This is a genomic window from Rahnella sp. BIGb0236, assembly GCF_004364755.1.
GTDB classification, from domain to species: Bacteria; Pseudomonadota; Gammaproteobacteria; order Enterobacterales; family Enterobacteriaceae; genus Rahnella; species Rahnella victoriana.
Map to the genome: position 1 here is coordinate 219,481 of NZ_SOAO01000004.1, position 25,172 is coordinate 244,652.

Annotated in this window: 24 protein-coding genes; 11 read left to right on the plus strand and 13 right to left on the minus strand. The window is 53.0% G+C overall.

Annotation, left to right across the window (positions count from 1 at the left end; genetic code table 11):
* Positions 1-165 precede the first annotated feature (165 nt).
* The 3 genes from EDF78_RS10705 to EDF78_RS10715 all read left to right on the plus strand — a co-directional run bounded on the left by EDF78_RS10705 (position 166) and on the right by EDF78_RS10715 (position 2,983).
* Positions 166-807, plus strand: coding sequence for a hydrolase (locus EDF78_RS10705; protein ID WP_095923897.1), 642 nt, complete (start codon positions 166-168; stop codon positions 805-807).
* A 176-nt stretch (positions 808-983) separates the two neighbouring features.
* Positions 984-1,403, plus strand: a complete 420-nt coding sequence (locus tag EDF78_RS10710; protein ID WP_119825410.1) for a DoxX family protein — start codon at positions 984-986, stop codon at positions 1,401-1,403.
* The gene (locus tag EDF78_RS10715; RefSeq protein ID WP_119825408.1) at positions 1,400-2,983 is read left to right on the plus strand and encodes an MFS transporter; all 1,584 of its coding nucleotides are present in this window, start codon (positions 1,400-1,402) and stop codon (positions 2,981-2,983) included. Before EDF78_RS10710 ends, EDF78_RS10715 begins: the two co-directional genes overlap by 4 nt.
* A gap of 36 nt (positions 2,984-3,019) precedes the next feature.
* Here EDF78_RS10715 and EDF78_RS10720 read toward each other — a convergent pair whose 3' ends face one another.
* On the minus strand, positions 3,020-3,928 hold the full coding sequence (locus tag EDF78_RS10720; RefSeq protein WP_133823080.1) for a LysR family transcriptional regulator: 909 nt from the start codon (positions 3,926-3,928) through the stop codon (positions 3,020-3,022).
* A 139-nt stretch (positions 3,929-4,067) separates the two neighbouring features.
* On the opposite strand from EDF78_RS10720, the gene EDF78_RS10725 reads away from it, so the two are divergent.
* Both EDF78_RS10725 and cho read left to right on the plus strand, forming a co-directional pair.
* Entirely contained in the window at positions 4,068-4,376 is a 309-nt protein-coding gene (locus EDF78_RS10725; RefSeq protein WP_095923893.1) for an antibiotic biosynthesis monooxygenase, read from the plus strand.
* 120 nt (positions 4,377-4,496) lie between these two features.
* A complete protein-coding gene (cho, locus tag EDF78_RS10730; protein WP_119825404.1) occupies positions 4,497-5,348 on the plus strand; it encodes an excinuclease Cho in 852 nt (283 codons plus the stop codon).
* A 67-nt stretch (positions 5,349-5,415) separates the two neighbouring features.
* On the opposite strand, the gene gorA is transcribed toward cho, so the two are convergent.
* From gorA to EDF78_RS10760, 6 genes are all read right to left on the minus strand, one after another.
* Positions 5,416-6,768, minus strand: coding sequence for a glutathione-disulfide reductase (gorA, locus tag EDF78_RS10735; RefSeq protein WP_095923891.1), 1,353 nt, complete (start codon positions 6,766-6,768; stop codon positions 5,416-5,418).
* A 166-nt stretch (positions 6,769-6,934) separates the two neighbouring features.
* Entirely contained in the window at positions 6,935-7,777 is an 843-nt protein-coding gene (locus EDF78_RS10740; RefSeq protein WP_013573521.1) for a 23S rRNA (adenine(2030)-N(6))-methyltransferase RlmJ, read from the minus strand.
* 80 nt (positions 7,778-7,857) lie between these two features.
* Positions 7,858-8,586 carry a GntR family transcriptional regulator gene (locus EDF78_RS10745; RefSeq protein ID WP_119825402.1) on the minus strand — a complete coding sequence of 243 codons (729 nt, stop codon included), beginning with the start codon at positions 8,584-8,586 and terminating at the stop codon, positions 7,858-7,860.
* Between the two features lie 91 nt (positions 8,587-8,677).
* Positions 8,678-9,715 carry an oxidoreductase gene (locus EDF78_RS10750; RefSeq protein WP_133823081.1) on the minus strand — a complete coding sequence of 346 codons (1,038 nt, stop codon included), beginning with the start codon at positions 9,713-9,715 and terminating at the stop codon, positions 8,678-8,680.
* 69 nt (positions 9,716-9,784) lie between these two features.
* A complete protein-coding gene (locus EDF78_RS10755) occupies positions 9,785-10,996 on the minus strand; it encodes a PTS transporter subunit EIIC (protein WP_133823082.1) in 1,212 nt (403 codons plus the stop codon).
* A gap of 15 nt (positions 10,997-11,011) precedes the next feature.
* The gene (locus EDF78_RS10760) at positions 11,012-12,322 is read right to left on the minus strand and encodes a 6-phospho-beta-glucosidase (protein WP_133823083.1); all 1,311 of its coding nucleotides are present in this window, start codon (positions 12,320-12,322) and stop codon (positions 11,012-11,014) included.
* Positions 12,323-12,658: 336 nt separating this feature from the next.
* Here EDF78_RS10760 and prlC point away from each other — a divergent pair, with 336 nt between their 5' ends.
* Positions 12,659-14,719 (plus strand): oligopeptidase A, encoded by a 2,061-nt coding sequence (prlC, locus tag EDF78_RS10765; RefSeq protein ID WP_119825396.1) that lies wholly within the window; start codon positions 12,659-12,661, stop codon positions 14,717-14,719.
* A 9-nt stretch (positions 14,720-14,728) separates the two neighbouring features.
* Positions 14,729-15,475 carry a 16S rRNA (guanine(1516)-N(2))-methyltransferase RsmJ gene (rsmJ, locus tag EDF78_RS10770; protein ID WP_095923886.1) on the plus strand — a complete coding sequence of 249 codons (747 nt, stop codon included), beginning with the start codon at positions 14,729-14,731 and terminating at the stop codon, positions 15,473-15,475.
* A 78-nt stretch (positions 15,476-15,553) separates the two neighbouring features.
* Here rsmJ and EDF78_RS10775 read toward each other — a convergent pair whose 3' ends face one another.
* From EDF78_RS10775 to uspA, 3 genes are all read right to left on the minus strand, one after another.
* On the minus strand, positions 15,554-15,916 hold the full coding sequence (locus tag EDF78_RS10775; RefSeq protein WP_014333459.1) for a hypothetical protein: 363 nt from the start codon (positions 15,914-15,916) through the stop codon (positions 15,554-15,556).
* 38 nt (positions 15,917-15,954) lie between these two features.
* Positions 15,955-16,248: a hypothetical protein gene (locus tag EDF78_RS10780; protein WP_047606423.1), complete on the minus strand. Its 294-nt coding sequence runs from the start codon at positions 16,246-16,248 to the stop codon at positions 15,955-15,957.
* A gap of 229 nt (positions 16,249-16,477) precedes the next feature.
* Entirely contained in the window at positions 16,478-16,918 is a 441-nt protein-coding gene (gene uspA, locus EDF78_RS10785) for a universal stress protein UspA (RefSeq protein WP_014333460.1), read from the minus strand.
* A gap of 338 nt (positions 16,919-17,256) precedes the next feature.
* Here uspA and uspB point away from each other — a divergent pair, with 338 nt between their 5' ends.
* Positions 17,257-17,592 (plus strand): universal stress protein UspB, encoded by a 336-nt coding sequence (uspB, locus tag EDF78_RS10790; protein WP_095923883.1) that lies wholly within the window; start codon positions 17,257-17,259, stop codon positions 17,590-17,592.
* A gap of 210 nt (positions 17,593-17,802) precedes the next feature.
* Here uspB and pitA read toward each other — a convergent pair whose 3' ends face one another.
* On the minus strand, positions 17,803-19,308 hold the full coding sequence (gene pitA / locus EDF78_RS10795; protein WP_119825394.1) for an inorganic phosphate transporter PitA: 1,506 nt from the start codon (positions 19,306-19,308) through the stop codon (positions 17,803-17,805).
* A 321-nt stretch (positions 19,309-19,629) separates the two neighbouring features.
* On the opposite strand from pitA, the gene EDF78_RS10800 reads away from it, so the two are divergent.
* Together EDF78_RS10800 and EDF78_RS10805 are read left to right on the plus strand one after the other, a co-directional pair.
* Positions 19,630-20,838, plus strand: a complete 1,209-nt coding sequence (locus tag EDF78_RS10800) for an NAD(P)/FAD-dependent oxidoreductase (protein WP_119825392.1) — start codon at positions 19,630-19,632, stop codon at positions 20,836-20,838.
* Positions 20,839-20,930: 92 nt separating this feature from the next.
* Positions 20,931-21,902, plus strand: coding sequence for an FKBP-type peptidyl-prolyl cis-trans isomerase N-terminal domain-containing protein (locus EDF78_RS10805; protein ID WP_166654455.1), 972 nt, complete (start codon positions 20,931-20,933; stop codon positions 21,900-21,902).
* Between the two features lie 60 nt (positions 21,903-21,962).
* On the opposite strand, the gene EDF78_RS10810 is transcribed toward EDF78_RS10805, so the two are convergent.
* Positions 21,963-22,847, minus strand: coding sequence for a LysR substrate-binding domain-containing protein (locus EDF78_RS10810; protein WP_133823085.1), 885 nt, complete (start codon positions 22,845-22,847; stop codon positions 21,963-21,965).
* 135 nt (positions 22,848-22,982) lie between these two features.
* On the opposite strand from EDF78_RS10810, the gene EDF78_RS10815 reads away from it, so the two are divergent.
* Entirely contained in the window at positions 22,983-23,249 is a 267-nt protein-coding gene (locus tag EDF78_RS10815) for a hypothetical protein (RefSeq protein ID WP_095923878.1), read from the plus strand.
* A 145-nt stretch (positions 23,250-23,394) separates the two neighbouring features.
* Here the strand turns inward: EDF78_RS10815 and EDF78_RS10820 are convergent, their stop codons facing one another.
* Entirely contained in the window at positions 23,395-25,095 is a 1,701-nt protein-coding gene (locus EDF78_RS10820) for a GNAT family N-acyltransferase (RefSeq protein ID WP_133823086.1), read from the minus strand.
* Positions 25,096-25,172 lie beyond the last annotated feature (77 nt).

The window sequence follows — 25,172 nt, forward strand, 5'->3', positions numbered from 1 at the left end:
ACTGTTTATATAGGGAATGCCCTGTCAAAAAAATCTGAACAAGTTGCCAAATTCTTTCCGCTATCTGCTTTTCGACTCCTGACCTATTGTTAATTCCAGCAGCACAACAACACAACGTTAAATACAAACACACAACCCAACAATGCACTCTGAGAGGAAATGAAAATGTCTAAATTCGATTTGCTGGACCCACAGAATTCCACCCTGATTTTCATCGACCATCAGCCACAAATGTCTTTCGGCGTCGCCAATATCGATCGCCAGCAGCTTAAAAATAATACAGTCGCTCTGGCTAAAGCGGGCAAAGTTTTTAACGTGCCGGTGATTTACACCTCGGTGGAAACGGAAAGCTTCAGCGGCTACATCTGGCCGGAACTGCTGGCGGTTCACCCTGACGTGAAACCGATTGAGCGCACATCAATGAATTCCTGGGAAGACGCGGCATTCGTCAAAGCCGTTGAAGCCACAGGCCGCAAAAAACTGATTATCTCTGCCTTGTGGACAGAAGTCTGTCTGACATTCCCGGCGCTGATGGCGATGAAAGAAGGCTACGAAGTGTATGTGGTGACCGACACCTCCGGCGGCACCAGCGTGGATGCCCACGAACGTTCCATCGACCGTATGGTGCAGGCCGGTGCCATCCCGGTGACCTGGCAGCAGGTTCTGCTTGAGTACCAGCGCGACTGGTCCCGCAAGGAAACCTACGACGCGGTCATGGATCTGGTTCGTGAGCACAGCGGTGCCTACGGTATGGGCGTCGATTATGCCTACACCATGGTTCACAAAGCGCCACAGCGCCAGGGTTAATACCGGCATCCTTCGCGCCGCAGGTGCGTTGGCTGGATTCAGTCACCCGAATCAGTTACCTGAGTAAGCTCATCGGGACTCCTTCGCTTGCCGCCTTCCTGCAGTGCGAATGATGAGGTATTAACAATTAACAGGCCGGAACCGCGCCTTGAGCAGGTTCCGGCAGGAGAGAAATCATGCGTCACGCCCCTGTTTCCAGTCTGTCGGCTCCTGTTGTCCCTTTCCCGGTTATCCGCTGGTTTGCCCTGCTGGCCCTGTGCGCCGCGTATTTGCAGGGCGGTATCGTCAAGTTGTTCGATTTTCCCGGTGCCATCGCTGAAATGCAGCACTTCGGATTATCGCCTGCCGCGCCAATGGCTGCCGCAGTCATTGTGCTGGAACTGGGAGCCTCTGCGCTGATCCTCTCCGGGCGATATCGTTGGGCTGGCGCGCTGGCACTGGCGCTGTTCACCTTCTGCGCCAATTTTATGGCGAATGCGTACTGGCAGGTTTCCGGCCATGAACGCGCGATGATGATGAACGGATTCTTCGAACATATCGGGCTGGCCGGTGCGTTTGTCTATGTCGCATGGAATGATATTAAGGGGCGGGTATGAGCCAGAACAGTGTCGCGGGCGGGGCATTTTCACCGCTTAAACAGGGATTATTCGCCACGATCTGGGTGGCGACCATCCTCGGCAATACCGGCAGTTTTATGCGCGATGTCGCCAGCTCATGGTTAGTGACCGGGCTGTCATCGAACCCGGCGGCCGTCGCGCTGATGCAAACCGCCGCCACGCTGCCGATTTTTTTGCTGGCGATCCCCGCCGGCGTGCTGTCCGACATTCTTGACCGTCGCCGCCTGCTGATTTTTGTTCAGCTGTTGCTGGCGGGCGTCAGCGGAACCTTGCTTCTGTTGTCGCACAATAACTTGCTGACCGTGGAATATCTGGTGGCGCTGACCTTTATCGGCGGTATTGGCGCGGCGCTGATGGGTCCCGCCTGGCAGGCGATTGTGCCGGAACTGGTGCCGCGTCCTGATCTGCGCAATGCCGTTGCGCTGAATTCACTGGGGATTAATATTGCCCGCGCAGTAGGGCCTGCGGGCGGTGGCTTACTGTTAGCCAGCCTCGGTGCCGGTGCGGCTTACGGCGCCGATGTCATGAGCTATGTGTTTGTGATTGGCGCACTGCTGTGGTGGAAGCGTCCGGTCAAAGCCAAAAATGAGTTATCCGAACACTTTCTCGGTGCGTTCCGTGCCGGGCTGCGTTATGTCAAAGCCAGCCGCGAACTGCACCGTGTGCTGCTGCGTGCGGCGATTTACTTCGCGTTTGCCAGCGCCATCTGGGCGATGTTGCCGCTGATTGCCCGCAATATGCTGCACGGAACCGCCGGGTTCTACGGCATTCTGCTCGGCGCGGTAGGCGTCGGTGCCATATTCGGTGCGCTGCTGTTGCCGCGTTTACGCCAGAAACTGAGCGTGGATGGCCTGGTGCTGCTCTCCGCGCTGCTGTCGGCGGCTGTCATGTTGCTGCTGGCGACGTCTCCGGCAAAATGGCTGGCGGTCGTACTGATGGTGGTATTAGGGATGGGCTGGATCATTGCGCTGACGTCGATGAATGGCGTGGCACAAGCGGTTCTGCCCGACTGGGTGCGCGGTCGCGGTCTGGCGGTGTACCTGATGGTGTTTAACGGCGCGATGGCGGCGGGCAGCCTGTTCTGGGGCTTAATCGCCCGGGAAACCGGTCTGGTGGGCGCATTGCTGCTGGCGGGAACCGGGCTGCTGATTGCCGCATTGCTGTGCTGGCGGCTGAAACTGCCTGCGGGTGAGGCGGATTTACAGCCTGCCGGTCACTGGGACAATCCGGTGGTGGAAGGCGATGTGCAGGGCGATCGCGGCCCGGTGATGATCCAGATTGAATACAGGATTGCGCAGGAAGATCGTCCGGCGTTTCTGAGCGAAATCCGCAAACTTTCGCTGGCACGCCGCCGTGACGGAGCTTATGCGTGGGGCATTACCGAACACAGCGATGACCCGCTGCGGCTGGTGGAATGGTTCCTGGTGGAGTCCTGGCACGAACATTTGCGTCAGCATCAGCGTGTGTCGCATGCGGATGCCGATCTGCAAAGCGAGGTAACGCGTTATCATCGCGGTGAGAACAAACCGCAGATGCATCACTATCTGTCGGTGCGTTAGCCAGAGTAAAAAGCCGCATGATGCGGCTTTTGTTTTTCAGTCCTGGCTGTACACCGCCGCAATGCCCTCGAAATCCTGCAAATTTTCGCGCCACCACATCGCCGCATTGCCGGTAGCATTTTCGTTCCAGGCCATAAATGCCTGATCGCGGCGGGTTTCGGTATCGAGACGGCGCTCAACCAGCGCACCGCTTGCCAGATGTGGCGCGGCCAGATAACGCGGCAGATAGCCGCAGCCCAGCCCGGCAATCTGTGCATGAACTTTGGCGTTAAAGTCATGAACGCTGAGCATCTTCTGCTCATCCAGCACCCGCAAATCCGCACCTGTCCCGTGACGCGACGTGTCATGAACCACCACGGCGCGGTACTGACGGATTTGCTCGCGCACCAGCGGTTCCGGCATTGCGGCGAGCGGGTGATGCGGCGCAACCGCAAACACATATTCCAGCCAGCCGATCGGGCGGTATTCGATGCCACTGCGGATGACCGGTTCCTGCACGGCACCGAAAACAATGTCGGCCTCGCCATAACTCAGGGCTTCCCAGCACCCGGCGAGCACGTCGTGGCGGAACAATAACTGCGTGTGCTGATGCTCGGCGTAAAAACGGTCAATCAGCGGCGCCAGCAGGGCGAACGGCACTGAGGCATCGACGCTGATGGTCAGTTTGCTTTCCCAGCCGCTTTCCACATACTGCGCCTGCTGTTCCAGCTCGCTGACGGCGCGCAGCAGCACGCGGCCTTTTTCCAGCATCAGGCGACCGGTCGGCGTGAAGGTCGCGCGATGTCCGGAGCGGTCCAGCAGTTTAATGCTCAGATCACTTTCCATTTTCTGCACGGTATAACTCAGTGCCGACGCGGTTTTAAACAGTCTGGCGGCGGCTGCGGCAAAGGTGCCGTGTCTGTCCAGCGCATCCAGGATCAGCAGCGCTTCAAGGCTTAATCGCATTATTCTTCCCCACCCCAAAATTGTTTAACAACAACCCAAAATATTTCCGTTATCAATAGCCGTGCGGATTTCGTATCGTTTATGAATATAACGCAACATTCAGTTAACCAGAATACCGGTTACTCAGAAGGAATATCCCATGGCTTATCCACATCAACCTGAACAGATCACCCTGGTGATCACCCACGGCGTACGGCGGGATAAGCTGGCGGAATACGAAAGCTGGCTGGAACAGCTGAAGACGGATGCGGCACGGTTTCCCGGTTATCAGAATGTGAATATCCTGCGTCCGGTGCACGGTGAAACCACCTACACCGTGCTGGTGCGGTTTGATAACGTCGATAATCTGTATCTGTGGATACAATCCGATCAGCGCGACACCCGCGAGGCGGCGTTAGGTAACCTGCTGAGCGGACAGGAATATATCGGGATGCGTACGCAGGCGTGAGTTCCGCCGTGCAATATTTACACACTGATTATTTCGCAAAGGTTGAAGGCTGTATAAAACGCCAGTATTATCTGTCTGTTTTCTATACGACATTTATCCGGTTAAAGCAGGTCAGCTATTTTGTGGAATCCCGAAAAAGAGCTTTTTACGGAGCTTTATCAGTACCCTGAACACCTTCGCCATACCTTAGAAAATTTACCCGGCAGCAGCGGCGTCTATATTTTTTACGGCGACGACAACGCCTTTCCGCTGTATATCGGCAAAAGTGTGAATATCCGCAGCCGCGTAATGTCGCACTTCCGCAATCCTGCCGAAGCCAAACTTCTGCACATGACCCGCGATATTGAATTCATCAAAACGATCGGTGAAGTGGGGGCGTTGTTGCTGGAATCGGATCTGATCAAAACCCGGCGACCGCTGTTTAATAAGCGTCTGCGCACCGCCCGCAAACTGTGCTCTATCCGCCTTCAGGCGCTGACGGCCAGCATTGTGTTCAGTGATGACGTGGATTTTTCGCACAGTGAAGATCTGTTTGGCCTGTTCAAAACGAAGATGTCGGCACTGGAAAAGCTCCGTGATATCGCCGATCAGGAAAAACTCTGTTACGGCGCACTGGGGCTGGAAAAAGGGGCAAAAAACCGCGCCTGTTTCCGCTTCTCACTGGGAAAATGTGCCGGAGTCTGTTGCGGTAAAGAATCGCCGGAGGCCCATCAGGCGCGCCTGCGGGAAGCGCTCAGCGCGTTAAAAATCCGCAGCTGGCCGTATCCGGGCCGCATCGCCATCGCCGAAGAAGCCAACGGGCTGACGGATTATCATGTCATCAATCACTGGTTCTATCTGGGCACCGTCAGCACACTGGAAGCCGCTAAAGCATTCGATATCGCCGTGCCCCATTTTGACCGCGACAGTTATAAAATTCTCTGTAAGCCACTGTTCGAGGCGGACAGTTCGAAAGTGATTTTGCTGGACTGAAGGTAATAAAAAAGGCTGCCGGTGGCAGCCTTTCAATTCATCGCGCTTTCAGCGCAATGCCCGCGAATTAACGCATGGTCACAAACTCTTCCGCGCCGGTCGGGTGGATAGCGACGGTGTTGTCGAAGTCTTTCTTGGTTGCGCCCATTTTCAGTGCGACCGCGAAGCCCTGCAACATTTCGTCCATGCCATAACCGATACCGTGGATGCCGACGATTTTCTCTTCAGCACCGACGCACACCAGTTTCATGCGGCATGGCTGGCGGTGCTGCGTGACGGCGGTGTACATGGCGGTGAATGCGGATTTATAGACTTTCACGTTCTCTTCGCCGAATTGCTCTTTCGCCTGCGGTTCGGTCAGGCCGACCGTACCGATTGGCGGGTGGCTGAACACCACAGTGGCGATGTTGCTGTAATCCAGATGCTCATCAGGTTTGTTGTTAAACAGACGCTCAGACAAACGACGGCCTGCGGCAACCGCAACCGGCGTCAGTTCAACGGCACCGGTGTTATCGCCCACCGCGTAAATACCTTTTACGCTGGTGTTCTGGAACTTATCGACGACGATGTAACCTTTATCGTTGGTTTTCACGCCGGTGGCTTTCAGGTTGAAATTGTCCGTTTCCGGTTCGCGGCCAATCGCCCACACCAGACTGTCCACTTCAAATTCCTGGCCGTTTTCCAGTTTCAGCGTCAGGCTGCCATTGGCATTTTTCACCACTTCTTTCGGAATGGATTCTTTATGCAGCGCCGGGCCTTCGGTTTCCATCACTTCCACCAGCGTCTCGACGATCAGTGGATCGAAAGTACGCAGCGGCGCGTGTTTACGCACGAACAGATGCGTTTCGGCACCCAGCGCGTTCATCACACCGGCGATTTCCACCGCGATGTAACCTGCGCCAACGACGGCAACACGTTTTGGCATTTCGGTCAGATCAAAGAAACCGTCTGAATCGATGCCGTATTCCGCACCCGGAATATCCGGATGGCTCGGACGGCCACCGGTGGCGATCAGGATGTGATCCGCTGTGATCTTCTCGCCGTTCACTTCAACGGTATGATCGTCAACGAAACGTGCGAAACCTTTAATCACGTCAACGTTGTTTTTGCCCAGCACGTTGTCGTAAGAAGTGTGGATGCGGTCGATATAGGCGGTACGGTTGGCGACCAGCGTTTTCCAGTTAAAGCTGTTCACGGTGGTGTCAAAGCCGTAATCCGGGCCGTAATTGCGGATCGCTTCCGCGATTTGCGCAGCGTGCCACATCACTTTTTTCGGGACACAACCCACGTTGACGCATGTGCCGCCCAGCTCTTTAGCTTCGATCAGCGCGCATTTTTTCCCATACATGGCTGCACGGTTGATTGATGCGATACCGCCGCTGCCGCCGCCAATTGCCAGATAGTCATAATGTTTGGTCATCGTTTTATCCGTAAGTTGTGAAAAATGGAGACACTGATTCAGCGTCGTTAATCTCAAAATTTGGTTAAGAGTTTAACGTGTTGTGGAAAAGATTGGATCAATGATTGCGATAGGTTTGATAGCTGAGACCTTTGAAAAAGGCCTCAGCGAGGGGGAAAAGCTTTACTTACTCAGGCACAACCCAGTTAACTGTAGTATGACCGGTACCGGAAGGCACCAGCACTTTGAGCAACCACGGCAGCACGTTGTTCATCTGCTGCTCGAGTTTCCACGGCGGGTTAATCACGATCATGCCGGAAGCGGTCATGCCGCGCTGATCGCTGTCCGGGCGCACGCCCAGTTCGATTTGCAGGATGCGGCGGATGCCGGTCGCTTCGAGGTCACGCAGCATTTTCTTGATTTGCTGGCGCATGACGACCGGATACCACAGCGCGTAAGTGCCGGTGGCAAAACGCTTGTAGCCTTCCTGAATGCCTTTTACCACGTCCTGATAATCGGTTTTCATTTCGTACGGCGGGTCCATCAGGATCAGGCCACGGCGTGAAGGCGGTGGCAACTGGGCTTTCAGCTGCTGATAACCGTCAGCGCGCGCAACGCGGGTGCGGTCATCTTTCTGGAATTCACTGCGCAGCAGCGGGAAATCGCTCGGGTGCAGTTCGGTCAGGTGCAGCTTGTCGTCTTCGCGCAGCAACTGACGGGCAATCAGCGGCGAACCCGGGTAATAACGCAGATTTTCATTGCGGTTGAAGTGATTGACGACCGACATGTAGGCCGCCAGTTCTTCAGGAATATCATCGCGCTGCCAGATGCGCGCGATGCCTTCCAGATATTCGCCCGTGCGTTCGGCGTGCTCGCCGCTCAGCTGATAGCGCCCGGCACCCGCGTGGGTGTCGAGATAAAGGAAGGGTTTTTCTTTTTCTTTCAGAGATTCAATGATCAGGCTCTGAACGGTGTGTTTCAGGACGTCGGCATGGTTGCCGGCGTGAAAACTGTGGCGGTAACTCAACATAACTTTATTGTTCCGGAGTGGCGTATTGCCGACAGTATAAACTGTTTGCCCCCTTCATACTTCACGTTGCAGGGTTGATCTTACTTTCCCACCCAGCTGTTCTTGATTTTAAATTTGTCTGCGCGGTTATAACTGATTGAGTAGTTGAAGGTTTTTCCGTCTTCCAGTTTGGTAACACCCGACACTTTCAGCATCGGCAGACCGGTTTCAATCTCAAGCAGTGCGGAAAGCGTGTCGTCAAACAGCGAGGCTTCAATCACCGAATTGTAGAATTTAATTTTCCGGCCAGTTTTATTTTCAATGAATTCATATAAAGAGGCATGTTGTAAAACCGTCTCAGGAATAATGTCTATTACCGCACAGGGAATATAGGAGTCTTCGATCAGGACCGGCATATTATCCACCAGCCGGATGCGGCGGATATAATGGACCTCATCATTTATATCAATATCTAACTGGCTGGCGATTGCGTCACCGGCTTTGATGGTCTGCAAACTGATTAAGCGGCTGGAGACTTTAACGTTATCTTTAAATTCACGCGAAAAACCGAGAATAGAATCGCTGGTGCCGTTATTGAGCAAATAAACGTTGTCTTCAATCACTTTGGTGACATACATCCCTTTGCCATGAATACGTTCGATAAAACCTTCCTGCTCCAGCATGTGCATGGCTTTTTGCAGCGTCACCCGTGTCACTTCATAATGGACGGCCAGCTCCCGCTCGGAAGGGATTTTGTCCCCGACCCGATATTCTTTATGCAGGATCGCCTGCTTCAGGCTGTTTTTAATATCAATGTAACGGGCGGCCATGGGCGTAACTTCTTCATGTCAGGGTTTATTTTTGAGCAGTATAGACACATGCCCTGCTGACCGGAAGCTTCCGCTCCCGGCCTGCGGGTTTTTAGCGAAGCCTGATCAGCGCGGGCGCGGGTTGTTCAAATGCCCGGTGCAGAATTTCCATTGTGGTCATTACCTCAGCGGCTGGCACATATGGCGCACGTCCCTGACATATCGTGGCACAGACGGCGTCATAAACGCGGCCATAATCGCCGTTGCCCGCATCGACATGTTCGGTAATGGTGTGGCCGTTGTCATCAATGTATTTCAGCACGCCATATTCCGTTTCCTGACCAAAATCCGGTGTGCCCGGTAATTTCCCGGCTTTCAGACAGGTTTCCTGCTGATCGATATTCAGTTTAATAAAGGAGCCTTTTTCCCCGTGAAGAATAAATTTCGGGTAAGGCTGCATCACCAGATGGCTGCATTTAATTATGGCTTTGGTTTCACCGTAATAAAGTTGCAGTTCAAAAGTATCGTCAGGGTTGTTTTTATTTCTCACCGAACGGATGTCGTAATGCACATATTCTGGCCGTCCGAACAGGCTGACGACCTGATCGACAAGATGCACGCCCAGCCCGTAAAAAGCGCCATGAGTGTAATCTGCCGGGGCATCAGGCGCGTCAGGACGGAAGTAATCGAAATGACTTTCGAACTCGACAATGTTACCCAGCACGCCGCTGCTGATGACTTTTTTAGCTGCTAAGAAGCAACTGTCGAAGCGCCGGTTCTGATACGGCGTGACCGTCAGCCCTTTTTCGGCGGCAAGCGCGAATAACGATTGTGCCTCGGCCAGCGTCCGGGTAAAGGGCTTTTCGACAATGACGTTTTTCCCGTGCTCAAGGCACAGTTTTGCGTAATCGTAATGGGTTTGCGGCGGCGTACACAGCGTGACCAGCGTAATGCTTTTATCATGCAGGATATCGTTCAGATCATCGGTAAACCGGATCCCCTGATAAGCCTCTTCTTTTTCACTCTCCGGGCGACGGGCGATATCGAAAATCGTTTTAACCTGAAACGTCTCGCGTCGCTGTAAAACGTAAGGCAAGTGGTAGCGCGTCGCGCTTTTTCCAAATCCCACAAAAGCACAGTTTATTTTCATGATGTCTCCTTCCGTTGTTGCCTGCATTTATGCGCTGACCTGCGCAGCATTAACCGGGACTGCGGCTTCTTACTGAGCCAGCTGTTTCTTTTCCATCAGCCGGAAGAAGGGATAATAAATGATTGTCGAAATAATAATCATGACGCCTGACCACAAAGCCGCCGGAATATTGCCGCCGGTGGCGAAATAACCGTTCAGCAAAGGCGGCATCGTCCAGGGGATTTGTAATACCGGGCGACCGATAATATTAAAGGTCATCAGAAAATAGGACATGGTGCATAACAACATCGGCGTGATAATTAACGGCAACATCATCAGCGGGTTAAACACCATCGGAACGCCGAAAATCACCGGCTCATTGATACAAAACAGCGACGGCGCAAATGACATCCGGCCCAGCGATTTGTAATAACGACTTTTCGACACCATCATCGCCAGCACCAGTCCCATTGTCGCGCCGGACCCGCCGGTACAGATGAAGAAGTTATAGAAGCCTTCGGCGAAGATATGCGGTATCGGCTGGTGGCTGAGATAGGCCTGGGTATTTTCCACAATAAACTTCAGGAATATCGGCGCGGTAATGCCTGACAGCACGTTGGTGCCGTGAATGCCGCAGCACCAGAGCAGTGAGATCAGAAAGACCAGTATTAACATGCCGGGCAGCGTGCCTAAGCCGATAACCAGCGGGCTGAGGATCAGCGTGAAGAATGCGTTGATATCAAAATGCAAAATTACCCGCACAAACCACACCAGCGCCAGACAGACAATCGCCGGTATGACGCTGACAAAGGATTGCAGCACGGCGGGTGGCACGTTGTCCGGGAGCCGGATATAGATCTTATGCTGGATAAAAAAGCGAATGATATAGACGGTGAGGATGGAAAGAATAATGGCGGAGAATAACCCCGCCGCGCCGAGATTATCGACGTTCAGCGTGTAGTCATCATTTAATTGCGCCATCAGGAACACGGCGACGGTAATCGCACAGCAGGTCAGTCCGTCGAGCTTATAATGTTTCGCCAGATTATAACTGATACCCATTGCCGAAATTAAACCAATAATTCCGAAGGTGACCAGCACCGGGGCATTTAATGCCTCACCAAAAGTGCCTAAATATTCCGTCCAGCCGGGAATGGGCAGATTGGCGATAATTAAGAAAATACTGCCGGAAATAATAAACGGCAGTGTCAGCGTAATGCCGTTACGCACCGCGACCAGAATAACGTTATCCCCGACCCTGACCAGACACGGCACCAGCCGTGATTCTATGAATTTCATCATGATGTTTTATGCCCGTTATTGTGGATATTGCGGCAGAAAAGGCCGGTTAACCGCCAGGTATTCGTCGAGAATTTTTTCAGCGATATTCACCGATGGCATCAGCGGATGCACCGAAAGCGCCATTAATGCGGTGGAATAATCGCCGGTCACGGCGGCTTCGATGGTGAGTTCCTCAAAGGCTTTTACGCTCTGGATCAGGCCACGGATTTTCACCGGCAAACGCCCGTAAGCCAGCGGACGCGCGCCCTGACGGTCAATCATGGCGTTGGTTTCTACCACACTGTTTTCGTCGAGATCCGGCGTTGCACCGCGATTGAGCGTATTGACGACGTGGATCTCCTGCTTGTTGTTATAAATTGCGCTGATGATTGAACAGGCGGTATCCGAGTAATATGCGCCGCCCCGGCTTTCCAGTTCTTTGGGTTTGCTCTCAAGTTGCGGGTTCTTATAGATTTCAAAAAGCTGGCGTTCAATTTCCCGCGTCTGTTCACCGCGGGTGCCGTGCGTCTGACTGTCTTTCACGCTGTGCGCCACCATTTCCCGGCGCAGATAGAAATATTTCAGGTAGGAAAGGGGATAAAGCCCGAGCGCGCGGAGAAAGGCCGGTGGCAGGCCGGTTTCGGGAATGTTTTTCAGTTGATTCTGGCCGTTGCCTTGTGCCAGTTTTTCGATAAATTCTTCCGTGACGTCATGGCCGCTGACGGCAATCTGATCGGCAAAAATCAGATGATTCAGCCCCATCACGCGGGCATACACGTCTTCACGCCGGACGTCATACACCTTCGCGATATCCATCATCATGCTGTTCGCACCGCTGCAAATGCCCAGCGTTTTAATGGACGAATATTTTTCGATGGCCTCAGTAACAATCCCTGCCGGATTGGTGAAATTGATCAGCCACGCATCCGGGCACAGTCTTTCCATATCGCGGCACAAATCTAACAGCACGGGGATGGTGCGCTGCGCCTTCATAAAGCCGCCCGCGCCGGTGGTTTCCTGCCCGAGAACGCCGTATTTCAGCGGGATCGCTTCGTCGTGAATACGGGCTTCCTGCTGGCCGACGCGCAGCTGAGTGGTGACGAAATCCGCATCACGCAACGCGGCTTCGCGGTCGGTGGTCAGATGCACCGTCATCGGCAGCCCGGCTTTTTTGACCATCCGCTGTGCCAGCGCACCGACGATTTTCAGCTTTTCCTCTCCGGCTGCGATATCCACCAGCCAGAACTCTGAGACCGGTAATTCGGCGTAACGGCGGATAAAGCCGTCGATCAGTTCCGGGGTGTAGCCTGAGCCGCCGCCCAGCGTGACAATTTTGAGTGTTTTCATTCCCTGCCAACTCCCTGTTTTGTAGAAAAACCATACTGGCGTATGCCAGATGACAGAAAGCTAGCACGAATAACCTTTCTGTAAACAGGGTTTACCGGGCGGGCACAGACAAAGATGAAAATTGCGAGGCAGGTCTTGCTGCAACCTGATAATTCGGACGTGAGTGATTGATAACGTGAATATCTGTGGCGGCCGGGGGAAATCGCCCTCAGCCATTGATTTCCCCGCAACTTGACCGCATGTTAGAAGTTACGTCATCTTTAAGACGACCCGAATTCACGGCGTGGTGCGCCACCGGCGCATCAGCCCCAAACGCTATTACGAAGGACTGGCCCTATGACTGAACAGCAAAACGCGTCGAATCCGCTCTTACAACCGTTCTCCCTGCCTCCTTTCTCTGCGATCAAGCCTGAACATATTGTCCCTGCGATGAAATCCGCGATCGAAGAAAGCCGCCAGACGATTGAACGTGTGGTCGCGCAGGGCGCGCCTTATACCTGGGAAAATCTGTGTCAGCCGCTGGCCGAAAGTGACGATCGCCTGAGCCGCATCTGGTCGCCAGTCGGGCATCTCAATGCCGTCAAAAACAGCCCGGAACTGCGTGAAGCCTACGAGCAGTGCCTGCCTATTTTGTCTGAATTCAGCACCTGGACCGGCCAGCACGCCGGTTTGTATCAGGCATACCGCGATTTAAAAGACAGCGAACATTTCAGCACGCTGTCGGTGGCACAGCAAAAAGCCATTGATAACGCGTTGCGTGATTTCGAACTGTCCGGCATTGGTTTGCCGATGGACAAACAAAAGCGTTACGGCGAAATTTCCGCGCGTCTGTCTGAACTGGGTTCGACCTACAGCAACAACGTGCTCGATGCCACGATGGGCTGGAGCAAATTAATCACTGATGAAAACGACCTGAAAGGTCTGCCGGAAAGCGCACTGGCGGCGGCGAAAGCGCTGGCAGAATCGAAAGAGCAGGAAGGCTGGCTGTTAACGCTGGATATCCCGAGCTATCTGCCGGTGATCACTTACGGCGAAAACCGTGAGCTGCGCGAAGAAATGTACCGCGCGTTTGCGACCCGCGCTTCCGATCAGGGGCCGAATGCCGGTAAGTGGGATAACAGCGAAGTCATGGCCGAAGAACTGGCGCTGCGCCACGAACTGGCACAGCTGTTAGGTTTTGAATCCTACGCGGATATGTCTCTCGCCACCAAAATGGCCGAAAGCCCGAAACAGGTGATCGACTTCCTGAGCGGTCTGGCAAAACGTGCGCGTCCGCAGGGCGAGCAGGAGCTGGCGCAACTGCGTGCCTTCGCCAAAGAACATTTCGGTGTGGATGAGATGGAAGCCTGGGATTTGCCGTTCTACGGTGAAAAACAGAAACAGCATCTGTTCTCCATCAACGACGAGCAGTTACGCCCTTATTTCCCTGAGCAGCGTGCGCTGGAAGGGCTGTTCGAAGTGGTGAAACGCATTTACGGCATCACCGCCAAAGAACGTAAAGACGTCGAAACCTGGCATAAAGACGTACGTTTCTTCGACCTGTTCGATGAAACCGGCGACCTGCGCGGCAGCTTCTATCTCGACCTGTACGCCCGCGAACACAAACGCGGTGGCGCATGGATGAACGACTGCGTCGGCAGTATGCGTAAAGCCGACGGCGAACTGCAAAAACCGGTCGCGTACCTGACCTGTAACTTTAACGGCCCGGTGGGCAACAAACCGGCGCTGTTCACGCATAACGAAGTCACCACGCTGTTCCATGAGTTCGGTCACGGCCTGCATCATATGCTGACCCGCATCGACACCCCGGGCGTTGCCGGTATTTCCGGTGTGCCGTGGGATGCCGTCGAACTGCCAAGCCAGTTTATGGAAAACTGGTGCTGGGAGCCGGACGCACTGGCGTTCATCTCCGGTCATTTCGAAACCGGCGAACCGCTGCCGAAAGAAATGCTGGATAAAATGCTGGCGGCGAAAAACTATCAGGCGGCGCTGTTCATCCTGCGTCAGCTGGAGTTCGGCCTGTTCGATTTCCGCATGCACGCGGAATACGATCCGGCGAAAGGCGCGCAAATCCTGCAAACTTTGGCTGAAATCAAGAAACAGGTTGCCGTGGTGCCGTCACCGTCATGGGGACGTTTCCCGCACGCCTTCAGCCACATTTTTGCAGGCGGTTATGCGGCCGGTTACTACAGTTATCTGTGGGCAGAAGTGCTGTCTGCCGACGCCTATTCCCGCTTCGAAGAAGAAGGGATTTTCAACCGCGAAACCGGTCAGTCGTTCCTGGATAACATCCTGTCGCGTGGTGGTTCCGAAGAGCCAATGGCGCTGTTCAAACGCTTCCGCGGGCGTGAGCCGCAGCTGGATGCTATGCTGCGCCACTACGGAATCAAAGGATAACCTCTGCCTGTGAGTGTGTGTTTACTGTGTGAAGAAGGCGCCGATGAAGGCGCCTTATCTGTTCTGGCGCAGCGCTGGAGCCTGACGTCTGATCCGGATGCCGTGATGGCGCTGGTGCTGACGCCTGAACGTCTGGAATTGCGCAAACGTGACGAGCCAAAACTCGGCGCGATCTATGTCGATTTCGTCGGCGGCACCATGGCGCACCGTCGCAAATTCGGCGGCGGGCGAGGTGAGGCGGTAGCCAAAGCCGTCGGCATCAAAGGCAGCTATCTGCCGGATGTGGTCGATGCGACCGCCGGACTGGGTCGTGATGCGTTTGTGCTGGCGTCGCTGGGCTGCAAGGTGCGGATGCTGGAACGCAATCCGGTGGTTGCGGCGCTGCTCGATGACGGGCTGGCGCGCGGTTATCGCGATGCAGAAATCGGTCCGTGGCTGCGTGAGCGCATGACGCTGCTGCACGCCTCCAGCCTGACCGCGCTGGCGGAACTGTCGCCTAAACCGGAAGTGGTGTATCTCGATCCGATGTATCCGCATAAACAGAAAAGTGCGCTGGTGAAGAAAGAGATGCGGGTATTTCAGGGATTAGTCGGCCCTGACGAAGATGCCGATGGCCTGCTGGAACCGGCACGCCGGTTAGCGACAAAACGCATTGTCGTGAAACGCCCGGACTATGCTCCGCCGATGGCCGACATCGCCGCACAGGCCGCAGTGGTGACCAAGAGCCACCGGTTTGATATCTATACGCCGTTATAGACAGCCGCTGTTGTAAAAATCACAACGAGATGAAACAGAAACCAGAACGCACTGCACATACGTTCTGGTTTCTAATTTTCATGCCTGATTACGCAAATCTTCAATAAACTCAGTGACTGGCACGGTTTTTTCGCGATCACGCTGTGCTTCGTCGATCTTGTTTAGCTGGTCAATCAGGATCTTTTTCATTTCCGCTTCTGCAAAACGCGTAAGCAAATCCCTGACCATTGGCTGGTAGCCAATCTGATGATGTGCCGCGATAGTTTTCAGGTTACTGAGCAGCGATTTTTGCAGCCTGATAGAGATCGCCTGAAGTTCCATCATGTCATCGAACTCAGCCGCAAGAGAGGGGGAGATTGCCTCTGCGTGTTCTTCGGATGCACCCAGATCGCGGTTATCCCACATGTCTGCATTATCCTGAGCGTCGTGGCGGGTTGTCATAATGTCTTCCTCTAAATTATGGGTGTTACTGCCGGTTTTCACAGAGCACCTTTACTGGCGTAAATTCGCCTTTCAATCTCGTTAGGTTCAAAAGCGGACTTCAGCTGTGCCGGAAGCCCGTTGTGGGGTGGGATAAAGCAGATTTTAAGCGTCCTTCCCCTGTTCGTTTCAGCAATAAACCACAAGGTGGGTGGCGTTGTCTGATGCTGCTCGCGGATATCCTTCAGATAATTGCCCTCGCGGTTTGCAAAGCATTCGAAGACTTCTTTTTCCACAACACTGTGTTTTACAAGCAATTTCTCTTTCACTGCCGGTGAAAACTGGATTTTCATAATACATCCTGTATGAAAAGCTTCGTCCGTATATACCCATTATTTTTATTTATTATTCATAATAAACAAATGGATGTGAATTATATCTGAATATAAAAACATACTGTATATACAGGCTACGCGCTTGCTCACAGATTAACCAGTTTTTTGCGGCTAAAAGACAAAAAAAAATGCCCGCCGGTTTTCACCTGCGGGCATTTTTATGTCAGCGTTAACGCAATAATACGTTTTACGCTTCTTCTTCCTCATCACGCAAAGGCACGATCAGCATGTCGATATGAACGGTGTTGATCAGCTGGCGTGCGGAAGACATCAGCTTGCTCCAGAAATCCTGGTGATGGCCGCACAGCACTAAGTCCACGCCATATTTGTTGATGGCATCGACCAGCACCTGCGCCAGATCACCGCTGCCGCTCAGGGTTTCTGAAATCGGATAGCCGGCATTTTGCGACAGTTCATTTAACGCGTGATGCGTTTCTTCGGAAATACGTTTCTGCATGTCACCCAGATTAACGTCGATCAGGCCGGTATACAGGTCTGAATAGTTCACATCGACGTGGATCAGGGACACTTTGGCGTTATACGGACGCGCCATGGAAACGGCTTTTTCGACCAGAACTTTGCTCTCCGGCGACAGGTCCACAGCAATAAGTATGTGTTTGTAAGCCATAAGAAAACTCCTTCCATAAGTCAGTAAATAGCAAGATCAGCATCATGCGAATGTCATGACTTCAGTATAGCGCCAAAATGGCCAAATAAATCAAGCATACAGATCCCATTTCCATATCTGAAAATCTATAGATGCAAATAATATGAACAGTTCCGCATTCATTTCCTACACTGAATAATGCAGGCTTCTCCTGCTTTGGCAATCTTCTGTGATACGAAAAGAGGGCGGGCGCAGGTTGTCCGGAGGTGTGAAATCGCGGAAAGGCAGGGCGAAACGTCGGGTGTGCGCCGGTAAGCAGAGGTGCATTGCGCGGGGTCAGTTCGCCTTGAGGGGGAATCATGATCAGTCCCGTTGCGCTGTTTTGGGCTTTATGTTTTGTGTGTGTAGTGAATATGCTGCGTTATTACTCTTCTTTGCGCGCATTGCTGGTGGTCCTGCGGGGGTGCGATCCGCTGCTGTATCAGTACGTCGATGGCGGGGGATTTTTTACTTCTCACGGTCAGCCCGGCAAGCAAATAAGGTTGGTGCGCTATATTTATGCTCAGCGCTACGTTGAACATCACGATCCTGAGTTTATCCGCCGTTGTGAACGGGTCCGCGGTCAGTTTATCCTGACAACTGCACTGGTCGGATTAATATTGATCAGTATGTTAGCGATGCTGATCTGGTATTAGCATACCCTTAGTACTTGAAGCTGCAGCGGCGTTAGCGGCTCTCGTTCACCCGAATCACTGACCTGTGTCAGCTCATCGGGATTCTCTCGCTTGCTGCCTTGCTGCAACTCCAATTACTTTGGTTATGAATTAGGGAGGATGTGTGGAAAAGGAAACAAAAAAGGCGACCTGCTGAGCAGAGTCGCCTTTTTAATGCCGGTCAGATAAGGATCAGATCAGCTTCAGCGCAATCCAGTACAGCACGCCGGAAAGGACAATCGACACTGGCAGGGTTAAGATCCACGCCATGGCGATGTTTTTCACCGTCTTCGACTGCACACCGCCGCCATCGACAATCATGGTACCTGCAACCGCAGAAGACAGTACGTGCGTGGTGGAAACCGGCATGCCGGTGTAACTGGCCACGCCGATAGACACCGCCGCCGTCAGCTGGGCAGACAGGCCCTGTGCGTAGGTCATGCCTTTCTTACCAATCTTCTCGCCGATAGTGGTCGCCACACGTTTCCAGCCAATCATGGTACCGATGGCCAGTGCGAGCGCCACAGCGATGATGATCCAGATAGGCGCGTATTCGACCGTCTGCAGAATGTCGGTTTTCAGCTCGCCGAGGAAGCGTTTGTCCGCCACGGAGGTTTCCGGCAGCTTCGCGACTTTATCCGCAGTATCAGAAACACACATCAGCAGACGACGCATATGGCTGCGTTCTTCCGGTGACAGGTCGCTGTAGGACTGCAAATTGGTCAGCAGGGTCTGAGCGCGCCCAATGGCGTCAAGTGCGTGGCTGCTGTCGCAGTGGAACACTTTCGGCTCGTCGGTAGGCGCAATGTTGACGTCCGGTGCAGGCACCAGCGGCGTCAGCGCAACGACGTGAGGCACGGCATCCACATGCTGCTGATAGTACTGACCGAGGTGGGTCACGGCATCGCGGGTACGGGTAATGTCGTATCCGGTCGCGCTCATGTTCACCACGAAACCTGCCGGTGCCACACCGATCAAGACCAGCATGATCAGGCCGATACCTTTCTGTCCGTCGTTTGCGCCGTGAGAGAAACTCACGCCGATAGCCGACAGGATCAGGCCAATACGGGTCCAGAATGGCGGCTTCTTCTTGCCGTCTTTCTTTTCACGTTCAGCAGGCGTCAGGTGGATACGGGCATGTTTCTTGTTGCCACTCCAGTAACGGCGCAACAGGAAAATCATGGTGCCTGCCATAATCATCCCGACCAGCGGTGAGATAATCAGAGATGCAAAAATGCCGATCATTTTCGGGATGTTTAACGCATCGACCACAGACGTGTGGGTCATTAATGCATTGGTCAGCCCGACGCCAATGATGGCACCAATCAGCGTGTGGGAACTGGACGCCGGCAGGCCAAAGTACCAGGTGCCGAGGTTCCAGATGATCGCCGCCAGCAACATAGAGAACACCATGGCGAGGCCATGTGCGGAACCCACGTTAAGCAGTAAATCGGTTGGAAGTAAATGGACGATGGCATAGGCCACACTCAAACCACCGAGCAGGACGCCAAAGAAGTTAAATACCCCTGCCATCACGACCGCTAATTGCGAACGCATTGCCCGGGTATAGATGACGGTTGCTACTGCGTTGGCTGTGTCATGGAAACCGTTAATGGCTTCGTAGAACAGAACAAACAGTAACGCGAGAATCAATAAAGAACCGGTATGAATATCCAATCCGGCAAATAGATGCAGCATAATTGTTACGCCAGTTAGTGGTCATGAACGCCGCGCATTATCTGCGAGAACAGGGGGACGGGAAAAGGAAAATATGACATTTTTTTGACTAAAAACAGTTCAATATTTGGCTTTGTTTCAATTAAATTTTTATTTATCAAAACGTTATTCCCTCTTTACTCACAGAAACATTTACTTACGACGTTCAGAAAGCGGACAGTCTGGCTGGTCTAAGCGGCGGCTGTCCCTTACAATCCGCGGCATCATGCGGCCTGAACGCCCATCGGTAAGGGGTAAACCCTATCTAAAACGTAGTTGAATTTTCATAAAGAGAGGCCAAAAGTGGAACAGGTTGATGTGGTAGTCATTGGTGCAGGTGCGGCGGGTATGTTCTGCGCAGCACAGGCCGGACAAGGTGGCTGCCGGGTTCTGCTGCTGGATAACGGGAAAAAAACCGGGCGTAAAATTCTGATGTCAGGCGGCGGACGCTGCAATTTCACTAACCTTTACGCCGAACCCGCTGCCTATCTTTCCGAAAACCCGCATTTTTGTAAATCCGCGCTGGCGCGTTATACCCAGTGGGATTTCATCGATATGGTCAACCGCTACGGCATCGCCTGGCATGAGAAAACCCTCGGTCAGTTGTTCTGTGATGATTCTGCCCAGCAAATTGTGGCAATGCTCGATAAGGAATGCGAACTGGGTCATGTCGATGTGCGTCTGCGCAGCGAGATTTCCGACGTTCAGAAAACCGAAGAGGGCTTTATTATCAAGGTGAACGGCTCAACTGTAAGTACTCACTCACTTGTGATTGCCAGCGGCGGACTTTCCATGCCGGGACTGGGCGCTTCGCCGTTTGGATACCGTCTTGCCGAACAGTTTGGTTTGAAAGTCCTGCCGACCCGCGCCGGTCTGGTGCCTTTTACCCTGCATAAACCGCTGCTGGATCACTTACAGACGCTCTCCGGCGTGTCAGTGCCTGCGGTACTGACGGCGGAAGATGGCACTGTTTTCCGTGAAAGCATCCTGTTCACCCATCGCGGCATGTCCGGCCCGGCGGTTTTACAGCTTTCAAGTTACTGGCTGCCTGGCGAGTTTGTGAGCGTTAACTTACTTCCTGATGTCGATCTGGCGGCGTTTCTGAATGAACAGCGTCAGGCACATCCGAACCAGAGCCTGAAAAATACGCTGGCGATGCAACTGCCAAAACGCCTGGTCGAATGCCTGCAAACCCTCGGTCAGTTACCGGATGTCACGCTGAAGCAGCTGAATGTGCCGCAGCAGGCCGAACTGGTTGAACAACTGCAAAACTGGCAGGTGCAACCGAATGGCACCGAAGGCTACCGCACGGCAGAAGTGACGCTCGGCGGTGTCGATACCAAAGAATTATCCTCAAAAACCATGGCCGCCGCGAAGGTGCCGGGTCTGTATTTCATCGGCGAAGTGGTGGACGTCACCGGCTGGCTGGGCGGTTATAACTTCCAGTGGGCCTGGAGTTCGGCGTGGGCATGCGCGCAGGATCTGATGGCGCGATCGTTTGCGGTGAAATGATTTTTAGCGCCTCCCCCTGCCGAGGGGGTGCCGGGAGGAAATCTGCGTCATATTTATCAGCAACCTACAATCAACAATTCACAAGGAAAGTTATGGACCTCTCACGCCCTAAAGGACTTTATCTGTTCAGCCTCCTGACATTGTCGGGGTTTGCTTCGTCTTCAAATGCGGCTGAACAGGCTGCGGTGGAGACGCCACCGGCCGCGCTCACCGCTCCGGCTGTTGTGGTGCCGGAGAAACCGGTGAAAGCTGATGAGACAGCGCCTGCGCCAGCTCAGGCAGTAAAGCCGGATGCGGTACCGGTTGAGACGTCAGACGCGACGCCGCACGCGGCTGCGGAACCTGCGGCTGCACCGCCGGTGAAAGCGTCGCCTTCTGAAGAGGTGACCGCAGAAAGTATTAAAGCGGCGGGTATTGAACCTGCACCGGCAAACATGCTGGAAAGTGAAGAGCAAAAGCGGGCGTATGCCAGCGGTGTCATGCTGGCGCACTTTATCGAGGAGCAACTCGCGGTGCAGAAAAATCTGCATATCACCCTGAATAAGAATATTTTGCTGGCCGGTATCGCAGATACGTTTAGTCATCAGGGCAAGATGAGCGACGAAGATATCCGTCTCACCATGTCCACGTTTGATGAGCAGGTCAAAGTGCTGACGCAGGCGCAAAATGCGAAAAAACAGGCGGCAGATAAAGCCTATATTGAGGCTTTTGCAAAACAGGAAGGCGTCAAAAAGACGAAGCAGGGTTTATTATATCTGATTGATAATAAGGGTGAAGGTCCGGCGCTGAAGGATACGGATACCGTGCAGATCAATTATAAAGGCACCCTGGTTGATGGCACCGTCATTGACGGGCCGCAGGTCGATAATGCTTATCAGATTTTCCGCATTTCGGAAATGCCGCCTGTGTTGCGTGACAGCGTGAAATTAATTCGTAAAGGGGGGCAGGTAACGGTGGTGATCCCGCCATCCACACTCGAAAACGCGAAAGACGACAAAGGTGCATCGCCGCTCAATACCGTCGTGATTTACACCATTGCTGTGGCGGATGTGAATAAGCCATAAATGAATGTCTGAGCGGCCGGATGATATTTTCTCGCAGGTTATTGCGCTGAAAATGATTATCTACTTTTTCAATAGCTGGATAATTCTTTCCAGCCGCTCATCATTTTTCGCCTTGCTGTGAATATAGGCATAAATATCCAGCGTATCTTCTTCCATCCAGGGGATTTCTACCCTGCGCAGGGCGAGATGTGCCGGGATATGTTTGAGCAGAAACGCCGGGAAAAACATAACAAAATCACTTTTCTCAATGCAATAAAGCATATTGAGCAACGAGTTAGAGCGATAACGGATATTTCTCTGATGGGACAGGCCATAAAGTTTTTCAGGAAGATAAGCATTGGTCTCGGCAGAGCTGAGTACGATATGTTCTTCGGCCATCCATTGCTCGCTGCTGAGCTTATTTTTAATTCGCGGATGCCCGTCACGGCATAAACCAATGATGCGCGACTGGGCGATTTTGGTCGAAATAAACGAATGATTTAGCTTAATGGCGGAACCAATATCAATATCGACTTCCCGCGAGACCAGCGCGGTGACCCGCTGATCTTCGAGCATGATGCGGTTGTTAAATGTAAAATTAAGTTCTTCCGGAAATTTGTTGTTTTCTAATAATTTATCCATCAGATAATATTCAATCATCGTGTTGGTGCGGATAATAACATTAGAGATTTCAGGGGTAACATCCGTCGTGATCATCACGGAATGCGATATTTCTTCGTCAATCTTCTTGAAGGAGGGATAAAGCTGGTTCGCGAGCGGCGTGGCTTTAAGTCCTTTCACGGATTTGAAAAATAACGGATCATTATAATAATCACGCAGTTTATTTAATGCATAGGTCAGTGTGGGCGATGATATGCCCAGCGCCTGTGCGGATTTTGTCATGCTTCTTGTTTCAAAGATCAGGACCAGGGTTTTTATGAGGTTATAGTCAAATTTATTGTTCATATTTTCTTTCTAATCAAAGGCATAAGGTGGGTAATGAAAATATTTCAAATCACGACTTCGAAAAAACTCTATTGTGTATCGGGTAAGTGAAATGCCTAATAACATCTATGGCCGAACTGATGAAAAGAAGGTGTGATGAAAGTCCTGACTGATAAATCCAATTTTGAGAAATGGTTTATGGAAGATTTTTTAAATATCAACCATAACCCTTTGAATGCTTCGATCTTCACTGATGAAGAATTAGAAGAGGTTCTCACTGAATCTGTGCCGGACTCCTTTCCCTGCCTGGCCTTTATTGACGAACAAAGCGTATATTCCGGTGGGAATCAGGTGCGGTTTGTCTATAAAGAAGAAATAAGGGTAATGCAAAAATTGCTGGAAGAAAATGGCGTAATTTACTAAACAAGCGAAAAATCATTACAATAAAATAACCAAAATATGCGGAGAGAATATATTGGTTATATATATTGATGCGGTGAATGGTTTGCCATAAAAAGGGCGCAATTTTTTGCGCCCTTTTTGTTTCTGAATCACGCTGCCAGCAGCGTCAGTGATGCACCCCAATATATCGCTCAAATTTGGCCGGTTTTAACTGGCTGAGATCCACCAGCACCAGCCCGTCGATGCAGTGACTGAACTCAGGATCACTGCCGAAATCAATAAACTGCACGCCGCCGGTTTCGCAAAGTTCGGAATACTGTTTATACAGTGCCGGAATACTGCATCCGAGATTCGCCAGCAGGCGTTTCAGGCGCTGTAAATCTTCCTGATAATTATCACCGCAAAACTGCGCCAGCACGTCGGGCAGCGAGGCCGGATAAGGGCGTCGTGAGGTCGCCAGCGGCAGCGTCGGCGGGAAATAAAGCCGGTAGAACGCCACCAGCAGATCGCGAGCCGGCAACGGCATACCGCCGGAAATCGACACCGGTCCGAACAGATAACGGGTCTGCGGATATTTCGACAGATACGCCCCGATACCAAGCCACAGATAATCCAGCCCGCGCTTGCCCCAGTAGGCGGGCTGAATAAAGCTGCGTCCGAGTTCGATACCCTGCGCCAGGATCGGATCCATCTGATGGCCGTAATGAAACAGGCTCTGGCTGTAGATGCCGTTCAGCCCTTTGCTGGCGACGTGTTCTGCGGTGGGGATAAACCGGTAAGCGCCGACAATTTCCAGCGCCTGCGGATCCCATAACACCAGGTGATAATAATCGTCATCATAGCCGTCGAGATCACGACGGCGGCCGCTGCCTTCGCCTACAGCGCGGAAGGCGATTTCACGTAAACGCCCCAGCTCGCGCAAGATCGGCACGGTGTCTTCGCCGTGGCGGCGGTAGAGATAAATCATCTTGCCGTCGGGCGTCTTGCCCAGCACTTCGCTGGCTTCCAGTGCGTGTTTCAGCACCGCGCGGTCTTCCGCACGGGCAATGGACGTTTCGGTATGGAACAACCCCGGCTTGCCCGCGCCGAGACGGTAAAGATGTTTGCGGAAACGTGCCGCCAGATCGCCCGCCTGCATCTGGCCGTCGTGCCAGCCTGAGTAGGGGATGCGTGCGCCAATTTTGAGTGTCAGGCTGTTGCCGCGCTGACCAAACATCTCATGCACCAGCAGCAGTGTGCTGAGCGGTCGGTAAATCATTGAGCTGAGATAAAACAGCGCGCTGTTGCTGCCGCTGATATGCACCGGCACCACTGGCGCACGGGCTTTGGCGGCGAGGCGGATAAAACCGGTGTGCCATTTGCCGTCGCGCACGCCTTTGCTGCTCATTCGTGAGACTTCGCCTGCCGGAAACACAATCAGCACGCCCTGATTTTCCAGATGCTCCTGCATTTGCGTCACCTGATTGCGCCGCGTGCGGTTGCCCATGTTATCCACCGGGATCATCAGACTGCCGAGCGACGAGACCAGCGACAGCAACTGATTTGCCACCACTTTGACGTCCGGACGCACCGACGCCACGGCGTGCAGAAGCGCCAGTCCGTCCAGCGTTCCGATCGGATGGTTCGCCACAATCACCACCGGGCCGTAACTCGGGATTTGTTCCCGGTCGCGTTCGGTCAGTTCACAGCGGATGGCAAAATGCTCAAGCACCTGCTCGGCCATATCAATCCCTTTCAGGTGCCGGTACTGGTCGGCAAAGCGGTGGAACTCTTTTTCGCGGAACAGGATTTTTAACAGATGGCGTTGCCATGAAGGGGTTTTTTGCTGCGGGTCGAGATCCTGAAACAGGGTATCCATGCTGAACATAGGATGTCCTCCGGTTGAAGTCTCCCGACCATAATCAGGGCGCATGACAGTGATGTGTCACTTTGATGGCAGTACGT